At 42.9% G+C, this 19192-nt stretch carries 16 protein-coding genes; 7 read left to right on the top strand and 9 right to left on the bottom strand.

Annotated elements, in window-relative coordinates:
* Window positions 1–711: nucleotidyltransferase family protein (locus OD355_RS07485; RefSeq protein WP_317619111.1), on the top strand; the 711-nt coding region annotated here is incomplete at its 5' end.
* A gap of 4 nt (window positions 712–715) precedes the next feature.
* Here the strand turns inward: OD355_RS07485 and OD355_RS07480 are convergent.
* Window positions 716–1615: an ion transporter gene (locus tag OD355_RS07480; RefSeq protein WP_263037840.1), complete on the bottom strand. Its 900-nt coding sequence runs from the start codon at window positions 1613–1615 to the stop codon at window positions 716–718.
* A gap of 226 nt (window positions 1616–1841) precedes the next feature.
* Between OD355_RS07480 and secDF the strand changes: the two genes are divergently transcribed.
* Window positions 1842–4961, top strand: coding sequence for a protein translocase subunit SecDF (gene secDF, locus OD355_RS07475; RefSeq protein WP_263037839.1), 3120 nt, complete (start codon window positions 1842–1844; stop codon window positions 4959–4961).
* Between the two features lie 960 nt (window positions 4962–5921).
* On the opposite strand, the gene OD355_RS07470 is transcribed toward secDF, so the two are convergent.
* On the bottom strand, window positions 5922–7283 hold the full coding sequence (locus tag OD355_RS07470) for a dihydrolipoamide acetyltransferase family protein (protein ID WP_263037838.1): 1362 nt from the start codon (window positions 7281–7283) through the stop codon (window positions 5922–5924).
* Window positions 7284–7825: 542 nt separating this feature from the next.
* Here OD355_RS07470 and OD355_RS07465 point away from each other — a divergent pair.
* From OD355_RS07465 to OD355_RS07450, 4 genes are all read left to right on the top strand, one after another.
* Entirely contained in the window at window positions 7826–8695 is an 870-nt protein-coding gene (locus OD355_RS07465) for an OmpA/MotB family protein (protein ID WP_263037837.1), read from the top strand.
* A 366-nt stretch (window positions 8696–9061) separates the two neighbouring features.
* Window positions 9062–9283 carry a hypothetical protein gene (locus OD355_RS07460; RefSeq protein WP_263037836.1) on the top strand — a complete coding sequence of 74 codons (222 nt, stop codon included), beginning with the start codon at window positions 9062–9064 and terminating at the stop codon, window positions 9281–9283.
* An 87-nt stretch (window positions 9284–9370) separates the two neighbouring features.
* A complete protein-coding gene (locus OD355_RS07455; RefSeq protein WP_263037835.1) occupies window positions 9371–10558 on the top strand; it encodes a cupin domain-containing protein in 1188 nt (395 codons plus the stop codon).
* A gap of 75 nt (window positions 10559–10633) precedes the next feature.
* A complete protein-coding gene (locus OD355_RS07450) occupies window positions 10634–11464 on the top strand; it encodes a sucrase ferredoxin (RefSeq protein WP_263037834.1) in 831 nt (276 codons plus the stop codon).
* Between the two features lie 19 nt (window positions 11465–11483).
* Here the strand turns inward: OD355_RS07450 and OD355_RS07445 are convergent, their stop codons facing one another.
* From OD355_RS07445 to OD355_RS07415, 7 genes are all read right to left on the bottom strand, one after another.
* Window positions 11484–12614 carry an AI-2E family transporter gene (locus tag OD355_RS07445; RefSeq protein ID WP_263037833.1) on the bottom strand — a complete coding sequence of 377 codons (1131 nt, stop codon included), beginning with the start codon at window positions 12612–12614 and terminating at the stop codon, window positions 11484–11486.
* Window positions 12615–12759: 145 nt separating this feature from the next.
* Complete coding sequence (locus tag OD355_RS07440) at window positions 12760–13938, bottom strand: M20 metallopeptidase family protein (protein ID WP_263037832.1); 1179 nt, start codon at window positions 13936–13938, stop codon at window positions 12760–12762.
* Between the two features lie 5 nt (window positions 13939–13943).
* Window positions 13944–14771: an SDR family oxidoreductase gene (locus OD355_RS07435; protein WP_263037831.1), complete on the bottom strand. Its 828-nt coding sequence runs from the start codon at window positions 14769–14771 to the stop codon at window positions 13944–13946.
* On the bottom strand, window positions 14771–15439 hold the full coding sequence (gene deoC / locus OD355_RS07430) for a deoxyribose-phosphate aldolase (RefSeq protein ID WP_263037830.1): 669 nt from the start codon (window positions 15437–15439) through the stop codon (window positions 14771–14773). The genes OD355_RS07435 and deoC overlap by 1 nt, the downstream gene beginning before the upstream one ends.
* 52 nt (window positions 15440–15491) lie before the next feature.
* On the bottom strand, window positions 15492–15845 hold the full coding sequence (locus OD355_RS07425; RefSeq protein ID WP_263037829.1) for a translation initiation factor: 354 nt from the start codon (window positions 15843–15845) through the stop codon (window positions 15492–15494).
* 454 nt (window positions 15846–16299) lie between these two features.
* Window positions 16300–16920, bottom strand: a complete 621-nt coding sequence (gene recR / locus OD355_RS07420; protein WP_263037828.1) for a recombination mediator RecR — start codon at window positions 16918–16920, stop codon at window positions 16300–16302.
* 18 nt (window positions 16921–16938) lie between these two features.
* A complete protein-coding gene (locus tag OD355_RS07415) occupies window positions 16939–18372 on the bottom strand; it encodes an Ig-like domain-containing protein (protein WP_263037827.1) in 1434 nt (477 codons plus the stop codon).
* A gap of 149 nt (window positions 18373–18521) precedes the next feature.
* Between OD355_RS07415 and OD355_RS07410 the strand changes: the two genes are divergently transcribed.
* Window positions 18522–19190, top strand: coding sequence for a sterol desaturase family protein (locus OD355_RS07410; RefSeq protein WP_263037826.1), 669 nt, complete (start codon window positions 18522–18524; stop codon window positions 19188–19190).
* Window positions 19191–19192: the final 2 nt, after the last annotated feature.

Below are 19192 nucleotides of genomic sequence, written 5' to 3'. Positions count from 1 at the left end.
GCAATGTTACTTGCCGCAGGCTTAGGCACCAGGCTGAAACCCTGGACAGACAAGCATCCCAAAGCCCTGGCTGTTGTCAACGGCAAGAGCCTGCTGCAAAGAAATATTGAATACCTGGCTTCATACGGCATCAGGGATATTGTTATCAACGTACATCATTTCAGCGGCCAGATCATTGAAGCCATTGAAAAAAACAATGGCTGGGGCGCCAATATCTCCATCTCTGATGAAAGCGATGAAGTGCTGGAAACAGGCGGCGGCCTCAGGAAAGCACAGCCCTTACTGGAAAAGGAAGCAAACTTTTTATTGATGAATGCAGATATTCTTACTAATCTTGACCTCCACGCATTTATCCAACACCATACCCAACAAAACAATCTGGCCACGCTGGCAGTCTCCGACAGAATAAGTTCTCGCTACTTTTTATTTGATGAAAATGAAAAACTTTGCGGCTGGAAAAATATCAACACGGGTGAGGCAAAGATTACACGCATTACCAAAACCGCCACCGCTAAAGCTTTCAGCGGCATGCACCTGATCAGTTCACGCATTTTCCCATTGATGCAACGCACCGGGAAATTTTCCATGGTAGATGTGTACCTGGATCTTTCCAAACAAATCAATATCGGCTGTTATGATCATACCGGCGCCGCCTTCCTGGATGTCGGCAAGCCTGAAAGCATAGAACAGGCAGCAAAACTTTTCCGCTAATCGTCTACAGATCCTTGCTGACAATAGGCGCGCCATGCAGGTCATTCCCGCATTTGCTGCAATACCTTGCACCATCAGGATTGTCTTCATACAAGCATTCGTCGCACCGTATGCTGATCTTTTTGCGAGCATAACGCCTGGAGAGATCAGAGGAAAGAATACCTGTAGGCACGGCAATGATAGCATAACCCAGGATCATTATAAAAGAAGCGAATATTTTTCCCAAAGCCGTCATGGGAGCTACATCTCCATAGCCAACGGTGGTGATGGTAACAATAGACCAGTATATACTCTGCGGAATGCTGGTAAAGCCAGGGTTGTGTTCATATTCTATCACATACATCACCGACCCCAGAAAGATCGCAAGCAAAACAACGAAAAACAGGAATATCACAATTTTACGAAAACTCCTGATAATCGCGAAAAGCAACATGCGGCTTTCGTCCAGGAACTTTACCATATTAAATATCCTGAAGATCCTCAGCAAACGGAAGCTTCTTACCAGCATCAGCAGGTGTGATTGCGGGAAAATAAATTCCAGGTATGAGGGTAATATGGCCAACAGGTCTACCATTCCGTAAAAGCTGAATATATACTTCCGCGGGCTTTTCACACAAATAATCCTGAGTATGTATTCAATAGTAAAGATGATCATGAAGAAAAAGTCTACCATTTTAAACGGCAGGTAATACTTAGAACCCAGTGCCGGTATGGTTTCCAGCATAAGAATAATAATGCTGGCAAGAATAAGCATAAACAAAATGATATCGAACAGCTTGGCAGAAGGCGTGTGCGACTGGAATATCACCTCAAACAACCTGCGCTTCCATCGCGCCTGCTCGGGGGGCTTATTGTAGTCCTGTAACACATCCGACTTATCAGGTATTAATCTGAACAACGACATATTAATTATTTATAATTTAATCTCAAATCACTGTAGCGCACAAGCCAGTAACAAGCAACAATTGAACCAACAAATTTCAGGCTGAATTTATGCGTTTTTTTGGTGCAAAATATAAGTAAACAAGCACTATAGTGCAAAAGTTTTTTTAGTTAAAATAATAATCAAACATTATCTTTGCGCCTCATATAGTGTTAATAAAAATTTAATACACAATTTTTAATAGATTATGCAACTCAAAGGTTTAGTAAAAGTATTTACGATAGCGTTAATTGTTCTTTGTGTTTACCAGTTATCGTTTACGTGGATTGTTCGCAATCATGAGAAAAAGATGGAAAACAGGGCTACGGCCTGGGTAAACGCCAACTACCCTACCGCAGACCAGCGGTTCGGAGGCAACCAGGAACTTTTCGCTGCCTTCAAAGATTCTATCAAAGACAGGCAACTGATCAGGCTGCTCGACAGTACTGAACAAACAAAAATCGGGCCTTTTAAGCTGGTGACTTACCAGAAAGCAAAAGAGCAGGAATTAATGCTGGGCCTTGATCTGCAGGGAGGTATGAGTGTGACGATGGAAGTAGGCTTCGATCAGCTTATCAAAAACCTGGCAGACAATACCAAAGATGCCAACATCAACAAAGCGCTGCAGAATGCTTTGAGCCGTAAAGCGAGGGGTGAACTGGATTTCATTAAATTATTTATGGATGAATACAGGAAGCTCACCAACAATGCTAACATGGCAGCCTTTTTTGTAAATAGGAGCAACGGTGCCATAAAGTTCAACTCTACCAACAACCAGGTGGAAACCTACCTGCGCGCTGAAGCTGATAACGCATTTAAAAATACAACGAACATCCTTACTTCACGTATCGACAGGTTCGGTGTGGCATCACCATCCATTAATCCTGATCCCAACAAAGGTGTGATCACGATAGAACTGGCAGGCGCCAAAGACCCCGATAGGATTCGTAAATATTTACAGTCCACAGCAAACCTGCAATTTTTTGAAGTATATAACCTGCAACAATACGGCGACCAGTTGCTAAATGCCGAAAAAGCATTGGCTACCGCGCTACAAGGCAAGGATGTAGCTGCGCTTACAGATACTGCAACAGTGGCAGCTGATACCGCAACAGCAACTCAACCGGCGGCAACTTCAACAACTGCTAAAACCGACAGCCAGTCTGCATTTGCACGGGTAAATACAGGCGATCAGGCAGCAGCTAAACCCGGAACTACTACAGATACTTTGGCCCAGATGAGGAGAGATTTCCCTGTAAGAAGCCTGATTGCAGGCACCGGGCAAAACAACGGCTACATTTTAGGCTATGTGCAAACCAGCGATACTTCTATACTGAATGCACATTTTAACAATGAAGTATTTAAAAGCCGCCTTCCTTCAAACCTGGTATTCATGTATGGCAGGCCTGAAGGTACGGATCCTGCCATGCAGAACATTGTACCTGTCTATGCCATTAAAACACTTGATAACGGAACTGCAGAACTTGAAGGCGAACACATAACCAAAGCCTCGCAAGGCTACGACCAGATGAGTGCCAGCAGGGCTACTGTAGAGATGAGTATGGATGCAGTAGGCGCAAGGATCTGGGCAAACATGACCAAAAGAAACATCGGCAAACCCATTGCCATTGTTTTGGACGATATCGTACTTACAGCCCCAAATGTAAACCAGGAGATTACCGGAGGAAACTCTGTGATCACAGGTAACTTCAGTGTAGTGGAAGCGCAGGATATGGCAAACATTCTTCAGTCTGGTAAATTAAAAGCGCCTGCCAAGATTGTTTCTGAACAGATCGTGGGCCCTACCCTCGGAGATGCATCTATCAAAGGCGGTATGCTGTCTTTCTTCCTCTCATTCCTGGTGATCTTTGCATTGATGCTGTTGTACTTCAACACTTCAGGCTGGATAGCCAATATTGCTTTGGTGTTGAATATGCTGTTTACACTCGGTATCCTGAGCGCCTTAGGCTTTACGCTCACTGCCCCTGGTATCGCGGGTCTTGTACTCACCATCGGTATGGCTGTAGACAGCAACGTTATTATTTTTGAAAGGATCAAGGAAGAGCTGCGGCGCGGGCGATCGCATCAGGCAGCTATTGATGAAGGCTATAAGCGTTCTTATGCGCCCGTTCTTGACGGCCACATCACTTCCCTGCTTACCGCTATCATACTGTTTTATTTTGGATTGGGCCCTGTATTAGGCTTTGCCACTACGCAAATAATTGGTCTTACATTGTCTATGTTCTGCGGCATCCTGGTATCAAGGCTTATCTCTGAAATGTACACTAAAAAAGACCGCCACTTTAAATACTTTACCAAACTTTCTGAAAAAGTTGCCAATCACAGGCAATTTGATTTTGTGAAATACAGGAAGTATACCTACATCATTTCCTTCTTTGTGATTGCATTAGGTATCGGTACTATTTTCAACGGTTTTGATAAAGGTGTGGAATTTTCAGGAGGCAGAAGCTACACGGTAAGATTTAACCAGGCCCCTAACCAGGAACAGGTAAGAAACGACCTGGCAGCTGTGTTTAAAGGCGAATCCCCGATCATTAAAACAGTGGATAATGCAAGGCAATTAAACATTACAACTTCCTATAAAATTGAAGAGCAGGGCGAAAATATTGATCATGAAGTAGAGCAGACATTGTTCAACGGCCTGAAAAAATACCTGCCCGCCAATACTTCATTCGCAGAATTCCAGAACAGTTATAAGCAAAGCTCGCAAACTGTGCTCCCTTCTATCTCTGAAGACCTGAAGAACGGTGCCATGAAAGCAACTATTCTTGCTGTGCTGGTTATCTGCCTGTACATTTTCATTCGTTTCCGTGACTGGCGTTTCTCAATGGGAACCATTGCATCGCTTTTACACGATACGTTGGTAACATTGATCGTGTTTAGTTTCTTCAAAAACATTGTGCCTTTCCCATTGGAGATTGATCAGCATTTCATTGCTGCGATATTAACGGTGATCGGTTTCTCCATGAACGATACAGTGGTGATCTTCGACCGTATCCGTGAAGATTCTCATAAGCTGCGCAATGTAGACAGGAAAACCCTGATCAATAAAGCCTTGAACGAAACGCTGAGCCGTACGATCATGACGTCGCTGACCGTATTCATCACCGTACTGATCCTCTTTATTTTCGGTGGAGAAGTATTGAGAGGCTTCAGCTTCGCAATGCTGATAGGTGTGCTTACCGGTATTTACTCCTCTGTATTTGTGGCTGCTCCGATACTGATGGACTTCGCCAAGAATAAACCTTTGGGCGAAGCGGACGACACCCACGTAAAAGAGTTTCACACCAAAAAAGCAATAAAATAAAATAGCTTTTAAAAATATCAGGCCCCGTCTTTTTAGCAAGACGGGGCTTTTTGTTATCAGGTTGTTGTTATCAAGTGATCTTGTTATCAAGTGATCAAAGCGCTGTCATTGCGAAACGCCCAACTTAGTAGAGCGAAGCGATCTAAAAAAATCCAAGTAAACTTGTTATGATATAAAGCCATTTATTCACTTTGAGCAAGCTCAAATGTGCGCAATGAAGCGTGCGGGGCTCCGCCTGAATAGAAAATCAAATCAGGATCGCAAATCCTGCGATATTGATTCCGGATTGCAAATCCAGAATAGCGGTTAAATAGTTCCACAACTATACAACTAAACAACTACACAACTAAACAAATAACGACTCAACATTCAACAACTTAACAAGACCGGGATGAAGCGCTGCTGGCGCTAAACTGATGAGATAAATCAGGATTGCAAATCCTGCGATATTGATTCCGGATTGCAAATCCGGAATAGCGGTTAAATGGTTCCACAACTACACAACTAAACAAATAACGACTCAACATTCAACAACTTAACAAGACCGGGATGAAGCACTGCTGGCGCTAAACTGATGAGATAAATCAGGATTGCAAATCCTGCGATATTGATTCCGGATTGCAAATCCGGAATAGCGGCTTGCAAATCCGGAATAGCGGTTAAACGGTTCCACAACTACACAACTAAACAACTACACAAATAACGACTCTACATTCAACAACTTAACAAGACCGGGATGAAGCGCTGCTGGCGCCAAACTGATGAGATATATCAGGATTGCAAATCCTGATATATTGATTCCGGATTTGCAAATCCGGAATAGCGGTTAAATGGTTCCACAACTACACAAATAAACAAATACACAATTAAACAAATAACGACTCTACATTCAACAACTTAACATCATCACAAGATCACTTGATAACAAGATAACTAAACAACCCAACTCATTAACTAAATCTACGCAACCCTGTTTACATCCCAGCTTTCAAATTCCTTCACTACTTCGGCAAGGAACATAGATCCCATGGCGCCGTCAATAATGCGGTGGTCGTAGCTCATGGAAACGATCATCATATGCCGGATGCCAATTACGTCGCCTTCCGGAGTTTCTATTACTACCGGGCGCTTTTTGATGGTGCCTACGGCAAGAATAGCCACTTCCGGCTGGTTAATGATCGGCGTACCTGTCAGGCTTCCAAAGCTGCCAACATTAGTAATAGTAAAGGTGCCACGCTGGGTATCATCGGGGCTGAGTTTATTTTTCCTGGCTTTGCCGCCCAGTGCATTCACCTGCTTAGCCAGCCCTACAAGATTCAGGTTATCCGCGTTTTTAATAACGGGTACAATCAGGTTGCCATTCGGCAATGCAGTAGCCATGCCGATATTAAGATCTTTTTTGACAATAATCTTATCGCCCTCTACCGAGCTGTTGATCATGGGATAGCGGCGCAGCACGCGTGCCACACACTCTATAAACATGGGCGTAAAAGTGATCTTTGTGCCTTCACGTTTTTCAAAATCATCTTTTATCTTATTGCGCCAGTTAACCATAGCAGTTACATCAGCCTCTGCAAAGCTGGTAACCGTTGCACTGATGTTCTGGCTTTCCTTCATGTGATGAGCAATCATTTTGCGCATCCTGTCCATTTCTATGATCTCAGTATTGCCGGATGATTTTGTACCCGCAGTTACAGGCGGCGTGCTCATCTGTGGTGGCTCAGAAGAAGCTTCTGGCCCTTTATTTTCAACCGACGGAGCAGCTACACTCCCCTTCCTGTCTGCCAAATAGTTTAATAAATCGTTCTTTGTAAGGCGTCCTTCATTTCCCGTGCCTTCTATTTTTTCTAATTCAGATAGCCTGATACCTTCTTTGCGTGCAATATTTAAAACAAGCGGAGAATAAAAACCATTGTTCGCGCCTGTGCCTTCTAAAGCGGCAGGCCGGGTTGTATCAGTATTTGCGGGTACGTATGGCACAGCCTGCACATGCTCTTCGTCTACAGCATCCTCGGGTTTGGTTATGGATGTGTTTTGCTTTAATGCATTCTCTAATGGATCATTGCCGGGATTTTCCTGTACTGCCGTCTCAATACGCGCAATAACTTCACCAATGCGTATTACATCATTTTCTTCGTATAAAATTTCTTTTAAAACGCCTGAAACACTTGACGGCACTTCGCTGTCAACCTTATCAGTTGCTATTTCCAGCACCGGCTCTTCTTCCTGTACACGATCACCGATATTTTTCAGCCATTTTAAAACCGTAGCTTCCATGATTGCTTCGCCCAGCTTAGGCATAACCAGATCTACAAGTGCCATATCGTTTTGATTTTAGTTTCAAAAGTACGCAATTTAATGCTTAGTTTTCCTATTGTGTAAACCCCATTTTACTGCTGGCTGCATAACTTTCTTTAATGTTAATAAAGCTTACAGCCGGCTAAAGAGGCATTGTATTTGTACATGGTTATGCAATAAGATAAAAAAATCGGTTAATGATCTCATTAATCCTGCGACAAGCAGAAGATTAGCAAATAACTTTTTTAAAAGACCATGCGGGGATCATTATTACAGCAGAATAAAACAGGATATACATACGAAATAGCCATAAGCAAGGTTGTATACAACCGCGAATGAATAAAGGCTATTCCATGTGACCATTAAGAAAAATAAAAAATATACATATGAAATAGCCATAAGCAAGGTTGTATACGAACCGAGAATGAATAAAGGCTATTCCATGTGACAACTGAAAAACAAATAAAATATATACATATGAAATAGCCATAAGCAAGGTTGTATACCAACTGCGAATGAATAAAGGCTATTCCATGTGACCATTAACAGAAATAAAATATATACATATGAAAACAAATCTTTTATTAGCAACATTTTTAGCAGTTTCCCTGCTGCTTACAGGGTGTGTAAGCACAAAGAAACATACAGCCTTACAGACAGATTACAATACACTTAACCAGCGTTATCAACAAAGCCAGATAGAGCTTGCAGAAAATAAAACTAAAATCAGGAGCCTGGAAGATCAGCTGGCACAGGAAAGGGCCAACAATGCTGCTTTGAGAAAATCGCTCGACGACCTGAGAAACACACTTGACAAAAGTATAAACCAGGGTATGCAGGGCAATGTAAATATATCCAAACTCGTAGATGAGATCAATGCATCCAATAAATATATTCAGCACCTGGTGAACGAAAAGAACAGGAGCGACTCATTAAACCTGGTGCTGGTTAATAATCTTACAAGATCTTTAAGCACTAATGAATTGCGCGATGTAGACGTAAAAGTACTCAAAGGCGTTGTATACATTTCGCTGGCAGACAATATGCTCTACAAAACCGGCAGCTACGAAATATCTGAGCGTGCGGGAGATATTCTGGGTAAGATCGCTAAAATTATTATGGATCACGACAAGTACGATGTATTGGTAGAAGGAAATACCGACAATGTGCCCATCAGCAGGACAAACATCAGGAACAACTGGGATCTGAGCGCCTTAAGAGCCTCTTCGGTAGTGCAGGCATTACAAAATAAATACGGCGTGAACCCTTCAAGAATGACAGCAGGCGGACGTGGAGAATACAACCCTGTTGCTGACAATAACACGGAAGCCGGTAAAGCCATGAACCGCAGAACACAGATTATCATTACTCCTAAACTCAATGAATTTATGGAACTGATCGGGCAGCCGCCGGCAGCGAGTTCTGTTGACTTATAAATATCATTTCAGGTAAGCGCATCTCAATTCGGGATGCGCTTTTTTATAAATACTATTTAAACCTTTATTTTGAAATCTCTCGATATGACTTTAAGATTGGCTGCATTGTAGTAAAACTTGCGGAATCTACGGTATAAAGATCTTCGCTCTACACCGCCAGGCAGAATAGTGCGGCGGCAACCTTAAGTATTCTTTTTTTCCAAGCTGTAACGGCAGGAGAGTTGACATCTGCCGTAGTAACAGGGAGTTTTTGTTTTTGCACTTGTAAAAGAAATAATAAAATTGAATAAATGGCTTGCTTATCAAGAAAATTAAAGCTAATTTACTTTCAGAAAAAATTATTATTAACAATCAAAACTAAAAACTATGGAAATCAACGAAACTTTATTCAACGACGACGAGCTGCAAGTAAACAGGGATGAAAACGAAGTAGATCCATCATTACAGGATGCTGATGGAGACGGAAGCGACGGCTCTGACGGTGATGGCACAGACGGTTCTGACGGTGATGCAACCGATGGTGCTGATGGAGACGCCTCTGACGGAGATGTTTTAGACACAGACGGAGACGGTTCAGACAATGCTTAAAAATTAGTAAAAGCTTTGTAATAAAGTCGCAGCACATGCAAATGTCTGCGGCTTTTTAGTAACTTGTCATCTTATAAAATTTATTGTATGTCCACGTTTTTTCAACGCATCATTGCACCTTATTCCTTAGAAGAGTTTTTTGAAAAATTTCACGAAAAAGATATGCTTCACATATCCCGGAACGATAAAAATTACTACAACAACATTCTTACATCGCGGGAAATATCAGCCTTTCTTGACCGGCAGGATATATTCTACCCCTCACTGCGTGTGGTGAAAGAAGGTAAGGAAATACCCTCATCGCAATACACAAAAAATGCAGTTCCCATCGGGCATCACAAGAAAGACGGTATCATTCATACAGAGAAAGCATTTGCATTATTCAACCAGGGCAGCACACTGGTGATACAGGCAGGACAGCGGTATTTTGACAACCTCTCTAAATGCTGCATGAACCTTTCGCAAAAGTTCAATTCACCCGTGCAGGCAAATTTGTACATCACGCCCAATAAATCGCAGGGATTCAACCCGCACTGGGATACGCACGATGTGTTTGTGCTGCAGATATCAGGAACAAAAACCTGGAACCTGTACGGCTTCGAAAAAGAGCTTCCTACAAAAAACCAGAGTTTTATAAGCAAAGGTTACGATAAAAAGCCTTTGCAGACATTGCAGCTCACACCCGGAGATTTTCTCTATGTGCCGCGCGGCTATGTGCACGATGCTATGGCAGATGACGGTATTTCAGCACATATTACTATCGGTATACTTTCCTTTACATGGGCAAGATTTTTTAGCGAAGTTTTCCCTCAGTTGGAAAATTTCAAAGAATTTCGTGAAGCAGTTCCTTTCTGGAAAGACGACCTGGACGAAATTATCAAACAAAAAACCGCTGCGCTGAAAAATGTACTCGATGAGCTGGATTTCAGCATGGGTATTGAACGGCTGAATGCTCAATACCAAAAAACACAGCCGCAGCCTGTAAACAACTATTTCCAAAGCCTCCTGGACATAAATGAGTTTTCTGAACAAACAGTATTTGCTCTCAATGAAAGCGTGATATATACCACTTCCAAGGACAATGATCACCTGCGCATAAGATTTTTTGAGAAAACCATATCGCTGCCACTAAGCGCTGAAACGCTGATGAACAGTATATTTAAGCAGAAGCAGTTTACGCTGGCCCAACTCCCGCAAACCATTACCACGGAAAATAAAAAAAATATACTAAAGCTTTTGTTACGCGAAGGCCTGGTACACATACGAACATTATAACCTGTTGTTGATTTGGATACGTCGCCCAAAAATAAAGTCTTCTTTTGCAGTACAGCTTCCCGGTATTATAAAGAAATGTTGGCAGGCACCGCTGCCACTTACCAATCATTTATACTGGTAGAGTATAATCTGCCATTCCCTCAAAAAGTTACCCAAACTACTATTGATGCAGGGTGGCTGAGCCGCTTGCAGGCGCTGGCTAAAGAAAAAAAAGGCAAAGTTGTACTCATCCGCAACAAGCACAGCACTGCCGGCACTTCGAGGGTCATGTTCGTGGATTGCGCTGCCCGCCGCTATTTCAGCCTGGTAGCGGATACAAAACAATTATCTTTACTCGACCTGGAAATGCATATATACGCAGCAGGAACTGTGTGGCAGACCGAACCGTTCTTCCTGGTATGCACCAACGGCAAAAAAGATAAATGCTGCGCCAAATTTGGGTTCCCGGTATTTAAATTCTTTGAAGGCATGCTCGGCGATACTGATGTATGGGAATGTACACACATCGGCGGCGACAGGTTTGCAGCTAATGCCGTATATCTGCCTTTCGGAATTTATTACGGCAGGGTAACTGTTGAAGACATTCCGGAGATAATAGACCATTCGTTGCAGAACAGCATCTATCAGCCAAATTACAGGGGCATCTCTACCCTTTCCTTCTACAAACAATCGGTAGAGTGCTATATCCGCGAATACCTGAATGAATGGAGTATTGATTTTTCAATGCAGATGCATATACAAAGCCAGCAGGGAAATGATATTGTGGCCCATGTGCTCACACAGAAAGGCAACTACGAAATAAGCGTAACCAAGCAACTGATACTATATCCGCATTATCTTACCTGCACTTCTAAAACCCGCGGAAACATTACAAAGTATATGCTGAACCATATCAAAGTATTGTAGCCCTACAAACCTGTCAGGCTTATTCCATCGCTTCTTCATCAATTTTAGAAACGACCTCCCGCGGCGGTGGCGGCTCGCCAATGGTTACGCCAAGCAATTTACCCCAGGGCTGTAATTGAGGTATACGGTCAAATATGATCTTGCACACGGCTATAAAAGGCACGGAAAGGAACATGCCCGGCACGCCCCAGATGGCAGCGCCCAGCAATACGATCACAATAGTTACAAATGCATTTACATCAACCTTGGAAGAAACTATGCGCGGCACAAGAACATTATTGTCCAGGAATTGTATTACTGAATAGGCTGCGATGATCAGCAATGGCGTGGTATAGTTGCCGTCACTTGTAACCATGGACATACCCACAGGCAAAGCTATGGCAACGAGGCCGCCGACGTATGGTATCAGGTTTAAAATACCGCCGATAATGCCCAGCAGTATGGCATATTCCACGCCCAACAACAGTAACGCTGCAGAATTCAAACCCGCAACAATTGCGGTTTCTATAAGCAAGCCCACAATATAAGCCTGTATAGCGCCCTTGGTTTCCTGCAAAACATCTGCCACCCGGTTCTCGTATTTATCTTCAAAAACTTCGTAAATAAAATTCAGGAACAAGGGCTTGTAGTATAATATGAGGAATGTGTATATAGGCAATAAAATAGTAGCGGCCAGGAACGAAAATATACTGCCCAGCGCTTTTGCCACAAAGTCCTGGCTGTTGTTCATGGTATTGGCAATCACTTCATCCTGCTTATATATGGGCACATTAAAAGTATTGCGAATCCACTTTTGAATAATGTCTAAAATCTTGCTGGCCCTGTCCTGGAACTCAGGCGCCATCTCAATAAACTGGCCGGCCTGAGAAGTAAGGAAAACAAATATGATCGTGATGCCAATGATTGCCACCAGCAGTGCCAGAGATATGGCGCTTATTTTATGTATACCCAGTTGCATAAGCCTGTTTACCAAAGGATTTAATAAAATAGATATCAGCAACGCAAAACACAGAGGCACCAGCACATCTCTCAGTATGAGCATAATGTAAAAAAACAGCACCAGGCCCAGCATGATCATAGTGGCTCTTACATAAAAAGGGTTCTTGTCATTATTTCCGGTTCCCTGGAATAAGTTTTTAAACACGCCCATATTGGTTGTTTTAGAGTAGATAAAAATAGATATTATAAAATATTAATCAAAATTAAATTAGGTGTAAGGCATAGCAATGTCATTACTCTCCGTAAAGAAAGAGCGCGCAGTATAAGGCATGCTATGCAACTTAATAAATAAAACTTTACCGTATATTGGCTGCAAGCCACGCCATCATTGCCATTCCGTATTCGATAGCATCTTCATCAATATCAAATTTGGGTGTATGCACGTTGTGTACAATGCCTGCTTTTTCATTCCTGATACCCAAGCGGAAGAAGCAACCGGGTAATTTTTTGGTGTAATAACCAAAATCTTCGGCGCCCATGCGCATTTCAGTTTCTTCCACATTTTCACTTCCTGTAAATGTTTTTGCGAGGTTGGTTGCCTGTTCAGTTAGGCCATCATCATTTTCAACACAGGGGTAACCCACATCAATCGTCAGATCCACTTCAGCGCCTAAGGCTTCTACTAAGCCTTTTGTGTGTGCGGTTATCAGCTCATGGGCTCTGTATCTCCACTGTTCGTCCATTGCACGGAAAGTTCCTTTCAGTTTGACTTCCGAAGGAATAACATTGGTAGTATGGCCGCCCTGGAATGAGCAAATGGACAGAACAGATGGGTAAAAAGGATTGCAGTTTCTGCTGATAAGCTGTTGCAGGCTCACTATAAGCTGGGAGGCTATGAGAATAATGTCTTGCGTGGTGTGTGGCGCTGCTGCATGTCCGCCTTTGCCCTTTATGGTCATATAAATCTCGTCTGCGCTCGCCATCACCCTGCCTTTTCTGAAACTGAACTTACCCACGTCAAGCAATGGGTTTACATGTAAAGCAATGATGGCCGAAGGTGCAGGATTCTCAAGCACGCCGTCCCGGATCATCAGGCTGGCGCCGCCGGGATTTTTTTCTTCACCAGGCTGAAATATAAGTTTGATGGTGCCTTCCCACGCCTCCCTTGTCTCCTGCAGGATCTTTGCTGCACCAAGCAGGCAGGTGGTATGCACATCATGGCCGCAGGCATGCATCACACCTGCACGTTTGGATTTATATGCTACATCATTTTCTTCTGAAATCGGCAGCGCATCCATATCTGCTCTTAAGGCAATTACACGGTTACCGGGATTTCTGCCTTCAATTAAACCCACTACACCGGTCTCTGCTTTCACTGTAAAGGGTATAGACAATGCAGCTAATTTTTGTTGTACATACTCAGATGTCTCATACTCCTGGTAGCTGAGCTCTGGATAGCTGTGAAGATGCCTCCTGATAGCAATAAATTCATCTTTATAATTTGCAGCCAGTTGTTTTATTTTTTGTTGTAACATTCTCATTAAATTTTTCTTCTGGTTATTGCCGTTTCCATTATCCGGCGCAGTAGCGGATGCGGCAAAATATATTTTAATATCAGCAGCAGACGGGCTTGCCATCCTACGGGGTACATGAGCCTGAAAGTATCGGTGGTAGCGGCTTTGAACACCGTACGCACTACCAGTGCCGGGTCTTCGCCCCTTTCAGCCATATGCATGATATTGTGCCTTGTAGTTTCTTCAAACTTTTCATAACCTTTTACTGCATTGTCTTCAAACACTGTCATAGATCTGCCGAAAAAATCCGTCTTCATCATACCCGGCAATACCAGCTTTACCGCAATGCCCTGCATCTTCAGCTCATAATACAAAGCTTTGCTAAAGCCATTCACGGCATATTTGCTGGCATTGTACAAAGCAAAATATGGAAACGCCAGCTCGCCGGCTACAGAGCCAATGTTTATAATTGTACCGGACCTGTTTGCCCTGAAATGTGGTAATAAAGCTTTCGTTACACGCATCAGGCCTAACACGTTTGTCTCCATCTGCCTGCGCATATCTTCTTCCTTAGCTTTCTCAAAAATACCCAATGCGCCATAACCTGCATTGTTTACCAGCACATCAATCTTGCAAAAGTCTGTAATAGCCTGTATTACAGCAGCATCAACGGTCTCAGGAATGGTGACATCCAGCCGGTAAAGTTTTACGTTTGGCAAAGTATGAAGCAGTGTATCTTTTTCAGGTGTGCGCATAGTTGCTGCTACATTCCAGCCATGTTGCTGAAAATGTTGCGCGATCATCTGGCCGAAGCCTGACGAACACCCTGTGATAAAAATAGTTTTCCTGTTCACTAATATGCAGTGTCTGATACTTCTCCCTTTACAATGGCAACGCCTGCACTGCAACCCAGCCTGGTAGCCCCGGCCTCTATGAGTTGTCTGGCAAATGCGTAATCTCTTATGCCCCCGGATGCCTTTATCTGTACGTGTTCCGGCAAATGTCTCCTAAACAATTCCACGGCATGAACCGAAGCGCCATGTTCGGCATAACCGGTAGATGTTTTTAAATAATCAATGCCGGCTGCTCCGTAAAGCTCGCAGCATTTAATAATTTCTTCATCTGTGAGTACGCCGCTTTCAATAATTATTTTAATGGTTTTTCCTTTTTCTTTAATGATAGGAAAAAGATGATTGATCTCATTGGCAAGATACGTCCAGTCATTGTTTTTTAAAGCAATCAGGTTGATGACAATATCCAGCTCATCCGCACCATCTACCAGGGCAAGTAACACCTCTGCCAGTTTTGCTTCAATAGCAGAATAACCGAACGGGAAACCTATAACCGTTGCTGTCTTTACTGTTGAGCCCTGCAGAAGTTCCTTCGACTTTTTTACAAACGGCGGTGGCACACATACCGCAGCAAACCGGTAGGTTCTGGCTTCATGGCACAGCTTTTCTATATCTGCGAGGGTGGTTGTGGGCTTTAAGACCGTATGGTCAATATATTGGTTGATCTGCATAATAGTATTGTAGTTTTAGATTTAATAAATATCAACGGACATACCGGCGGCATTACCCGCCTGCTTTTTTAGATTGCGTGTAGCCCTTATCCAGCAAGCATTTCAGCACTTTATCCCGCTGATCGCCCTGTATAATAATTTCACCATCTTTTACTGATCCGCCGGTGCCGCAATAATTTTTTAATTGTTTGCCCAGCTCTTTCAGTTCGTCCTCATTCCCCGCAAATCCAGTGATCACGGTTGCCGCTTTCCCGCCACGCTGTTTTGTTTCAAGCCAGATGCGCAGTTTTTGTTTATCAGGGGACACACCGTCCTGATCCCCGTCATCTCCTTCTCCGTAAGGCTTAAAGTCGGGGTCTGTACTGTAGACGAACGCACTTCCACTGCTTCTTTTTTTATTCTTCATGATTAACAAAAATACGTCTATTTTGTGAATGGTGAATGTTGTGTGATGTCAGCAGCTGTGCATAAGAACTGTGCGACCTGCGGTCTGTGATTTTATATCTCGTGTTCCGAAGAAATCTTTGTGCCGTGTCAGGTGTTTTCACTGACACTATAAAATAGCATTTTCTTTGCGCAAGCCTTTGCGGCCTCTCCGTGAAATAAATTGTTTATTTTATTTCCCTACATCAGTTATCTCACGGTCCGAAGGATCAGGCGGTAAGGATGGAAATTGGATAATATAAAAATCACCTAAAAAGAAGTTCGTGGCGATGACGCCAAGAAAAACAAAGGCATAAGAATTAAACGCAAGGCACACAAGGGCTTTCACAAGGAACACAGGTGAAGCCTTGCCCGGTACTTTCACCTGGCATTCTGAAATCTTTGAGAGTTGGGATGAGGTATAAGTCACATAGTCACTACATCGGCTTCATATAGCTCTCAATAGGCAGGCGGTTGGCCAGGCTTCTGCCCAAAGTAATCTCGTCAGCATATTCAAGTTCTCCGCCGAAAGCAATGCCACGGGCAACCGTAGTGATCTTACAGGGAAGATGGTGTATTTTCTTCTGGATGTAGTAAATGGTTGTATCCCCCTGTATGTTGGGGTTAAGCGCAAAGATCAGCTCTTCTGTCTGTTCTTTTTCCACGCGCTCTATCAATGAATCTATATGTAGATTATCAGGGCCGATGCCGTCAAGCGGGGAGATTACGCCGCCCAATACATGATAAGTTCCGTTGAATTGCTGGGTACTCTCTATGGCAATCACATCGCGTATGGTTTCCACCACGCAGATTACACGCTGTTTGCGCGTAGGGCTCTCGCAGATAGAGCATACTTCCCCGTCGCTGATGTTGTGGCACCTGCGGCAAAATTTAACGCCGGCGCGCATTTCACGGATGCTATCTGAAAAAACATGCACATGGTCCTCCTCCTGCTTCAACAAATGCAGCACCAGCCTGAGCGCCGTTTTTTTACCGATGCCCGGTAGCTTTGCAAATTCGTTCACTGCATTTTCCAACAAAGAAGAAGATAACTGCATACTGTGCTAAAAATTCTTTTACCTGTAAATATATATTTCCAATTCATTTTCCCAGTTAGCCTTCAGCGTAATGTCTTTCTTATGCGGTATCACCAGTTCCGGCTGCCTTCGCAATATATAATTTCCCGGATCCCATTTCATATTCTTATTAGTATCGTACAGGATCCTTAACTGGTAATCTCCAGCTTCGTATAGCTGCCGTACCACACGCCTGTTTTCAGGTATGGCAATGGAATCTACCAATGTATTGGCTTTGAACAACTGAACAACAGGATTCATAGCCAAATCTACATCAGGGAATATCATGGTAAAAGAAGCATATTCACGTGCAGGTTTAATTTTAAATCTTGAGGTATCTGCCTTAGCGATCATTATATCAAAACTATCTATCGCTGCCTCTTTAGATATCACCAAAATATATTCTTTGTCTTCCTGCCAGGCATGCGTAAGCGTAAAAGCTGAATTGTTCGAATCCAGGATGGATCTATTGATTGTATAGTTCTGCTCTTCTGCATAATTCGTATCTCTAAGGGCGATGCCGCCGGGGTCAAAGGCTTTAAGAGGCTTGGAGTAGTTTATTTGTAAAGGATCTATCAGGCTCTGAGGTGCATTCTTAACAGATACTGATACATTGAGCGGTTGCTTGGCATCTTTCTCCCTCTGTTGCTGGCGCTGCCTTTCAGAGATCACACGGGCAGGGCGTTTTACCGTTTTTGATTGGTGGTAAGCATACAAATGTACAGGTACAGAATCCGGTTGGCCTGCTATAACTTTCCTGTCATAAAAACCAAACAGCTGGGTTGTATCTGAATAATTGCGCATGTACGTATTGGCAACAGCAAAAAGATTGTACTCCTGCCCTTTGGGTAAGAACCTGAAAACGAATCTTCCTGTAGTGTCTACCCTGGTATAATACCGGGGCTGGCTTTTATAGATAGCCGTATCTGAAAAGTCTGTATACAATACCGCAAGCAATGTACTGTCTACCTTGCCGGTTTCTGCCAGCGTTATTGTGCCGGCAATGCTGTCGGTATCTAAATGATTTCCGGTACTGATAACGTAGGTATAATTTTTATAAGGGTTGCCTTCATTGGCATCTTTGATGGATGTGCCAAAATCAAACGAATACGTTGTATTGGGCTCTAAGGGCTCTTTGAGATTAACAGTGATCTTGTTGAGATAACTTGAAACAGTAGGCACAGATTTTACAACAGGCGAAACTATAAGATTTTGCTGCACGTTTTGCACAGTGATATATTCATCAAAAACCAGCTCTATTTTTTTACCCGTAAAATTCAGCGAAGAGTCTGCCGGCGAGGCTGAAACAAGATTCGGCGGCAGGCTGTCCCTGGGACCTCCATCCGGCGGTATAATGACAGCACAGTTTGAAAAAAATATTCCAAACAGCGCTATCAGGAAAAAAACAGCTAAGCTTTTATGAAGTAAACGCATGTATGATCGTTGAAGCATCAGAACGCGAATTTATAATTTTATATAGAGTAATAATCATTTTTTACTAAATTTTACCTTTAACGGTACAATCTGTGAAAAATCATTTTTTATAATGTAAATTTGTTATAATCTAACTAAAAAGACTTTTTATGGAATTCGATAAAATTCATAATAAAGGTCAGGCGAGAATATTCAAAAACAAATATCTCGAAATGCTTACCAAGGGACATCCTGCTATAATTTGGGGAATGTACATTGTAATCCTTACTTTCATTATTTATAAAGGCAACACTGAATTCGGCCTCAGCGCAAAAACCATTATACTTGTTTCCCTGGCAGGTATTTTTAGCTGGTCGTTGTTTGAATATATTGCGCACAGGTATATTTTTCATATGAAGGTAAATAATCCTGCATTGCAAAAGATAGCTTACATCCTGCATGGAAATCACCATCATTATCCCAGAGACAGGCAACGTCTTTTTATGCCGCCGGTTCCAAGCCTCATCCTATCTGCTATAATTTTTGGCTTATTCTACCTGGTAGCAGGAAAATATGCCTTTGCCTTTTTTCCTGGTTTTATGCTGGGTTACCTGCTATATGCCTCCCTGCACTATGCCATCCACGCTTTTGCCCCGCCGTTTAAATTCATGAAGCCGCTTTGGCGCAATCATCACCTGCATCATTACAAAGACGAAGACCTGGGATTTGGCGTAAGCAATACTTTCTGGGACCGCATTTTCGGCACCATGTTCGATCTGAACAAAGAAAAAGAAGATAAGGAGAAAGTCAAGGAACTGATGTTTGAGAAGAAAAAATAACC

The sequence above is a fragment of the Haoranjiania flava genome, assembly GCF_025631005.1.
GTDB classification, from domain to species: Bacteria; Bacteroidota; Bacteroidia; order Chitinophagales; family Chitinophagaceae; genus Haoranjiania; species Haoranjiania flava.
This window is presented reverse-complemented; position numbering and strand designations above follow the sequence as displayed.

Coding starts and splice junctions, on each gene's coding strand:
- deoC (WP_263037830.1), bottom strand. CDS start 15,439: ATGCAGATCAACCAATATATTGACCATACGGTCTTAAAGCCCACAACC.
- OD355_RS07450 (WP_263037834.1), top strand. CDS start 10,634: ATGTTGGCAGGCACCGCTGCCACTTACCAATCATTTATACTGGTAGAG.
- OD355_RS07480 (WP_263037840.1), bottom strand. CDS start 1,615: ATGTCGTTGTTCAGATTAATACCTGATAAGTCGGATGTGTTACAGGAC.
- OD355_RS07425 (WP_263037829.1), bottom strand. CDS start 15,845: ATGAAGAATAAAAAAAGAAGCAGTGGAAGTGCGTTCGTCTACAGTACA.
- OD355_RS07455 (WP_263037835.1), top strand. CDS start 9,371: ATGTCCACGTTTTTTCAACGCATCATTGCACCTTATTCCTTAGAAGAG.
- secDF (WP_263037839.1), top strand. CDS start 1,842: ATGCAACTCAAAGGTTTAGTAAAAGTATTTACGATAGCGTTAATTGTT.
- OD355_RS07460 (WP_263037836.1), top strand. CDS start 9,062: ATGGAAATCAACGAAACTTTATTCAACGACGACGAGCTGCAAGTAAAC.
- OD355_RS07465 (WP_263037837.1), top strand. CDS start 7,826: ATGAAAACAAATCTTTTATTAGCAACATTTTTAGCAGTTTCCCTGCTG.
- recR (WP_263037828.1), bottom strand. CDS start 16,920: ATGCAGTTATCTTCTTCTTTGTTGGAAAATGCAGTGAACGAATTTGCA.
- OD355_RS07415 (WP_263037827.1), bottom strand. CDS start 18,372: ATGCGTTTACTTCATAAAAGCTTAGCTGTTTTTTTCCTGATAGCGCTG.
- OD355_RS07445 (WP_263037833.1), bottom strand. CDS start 12,614: ATGGGCGTGTTTAAAAACTTATTCCAGGGAACCGGAAATAATGACAAG.
- OD355_RS07470 (WP_263037838.1), bottom strand. CDS start 7,283: ATGGCACTTGTAGATCTGGTTATGCCTAAGCTGGGCGAAGCAATCATG.
- OD355_RS07410 (WP_263037826.1), top strand. CDS start 18,522: ATGGAATTCGATAAAATTCATAATAAAGGTCAGGCGAGAATATTCAAA.
- OD355_RS07440 (WP_263037832.1), bottom strand. CDS start 13,938: ATGTTACAACAAAAAATAAAACAACTGGCTGCAAATTATAAAGATGAA.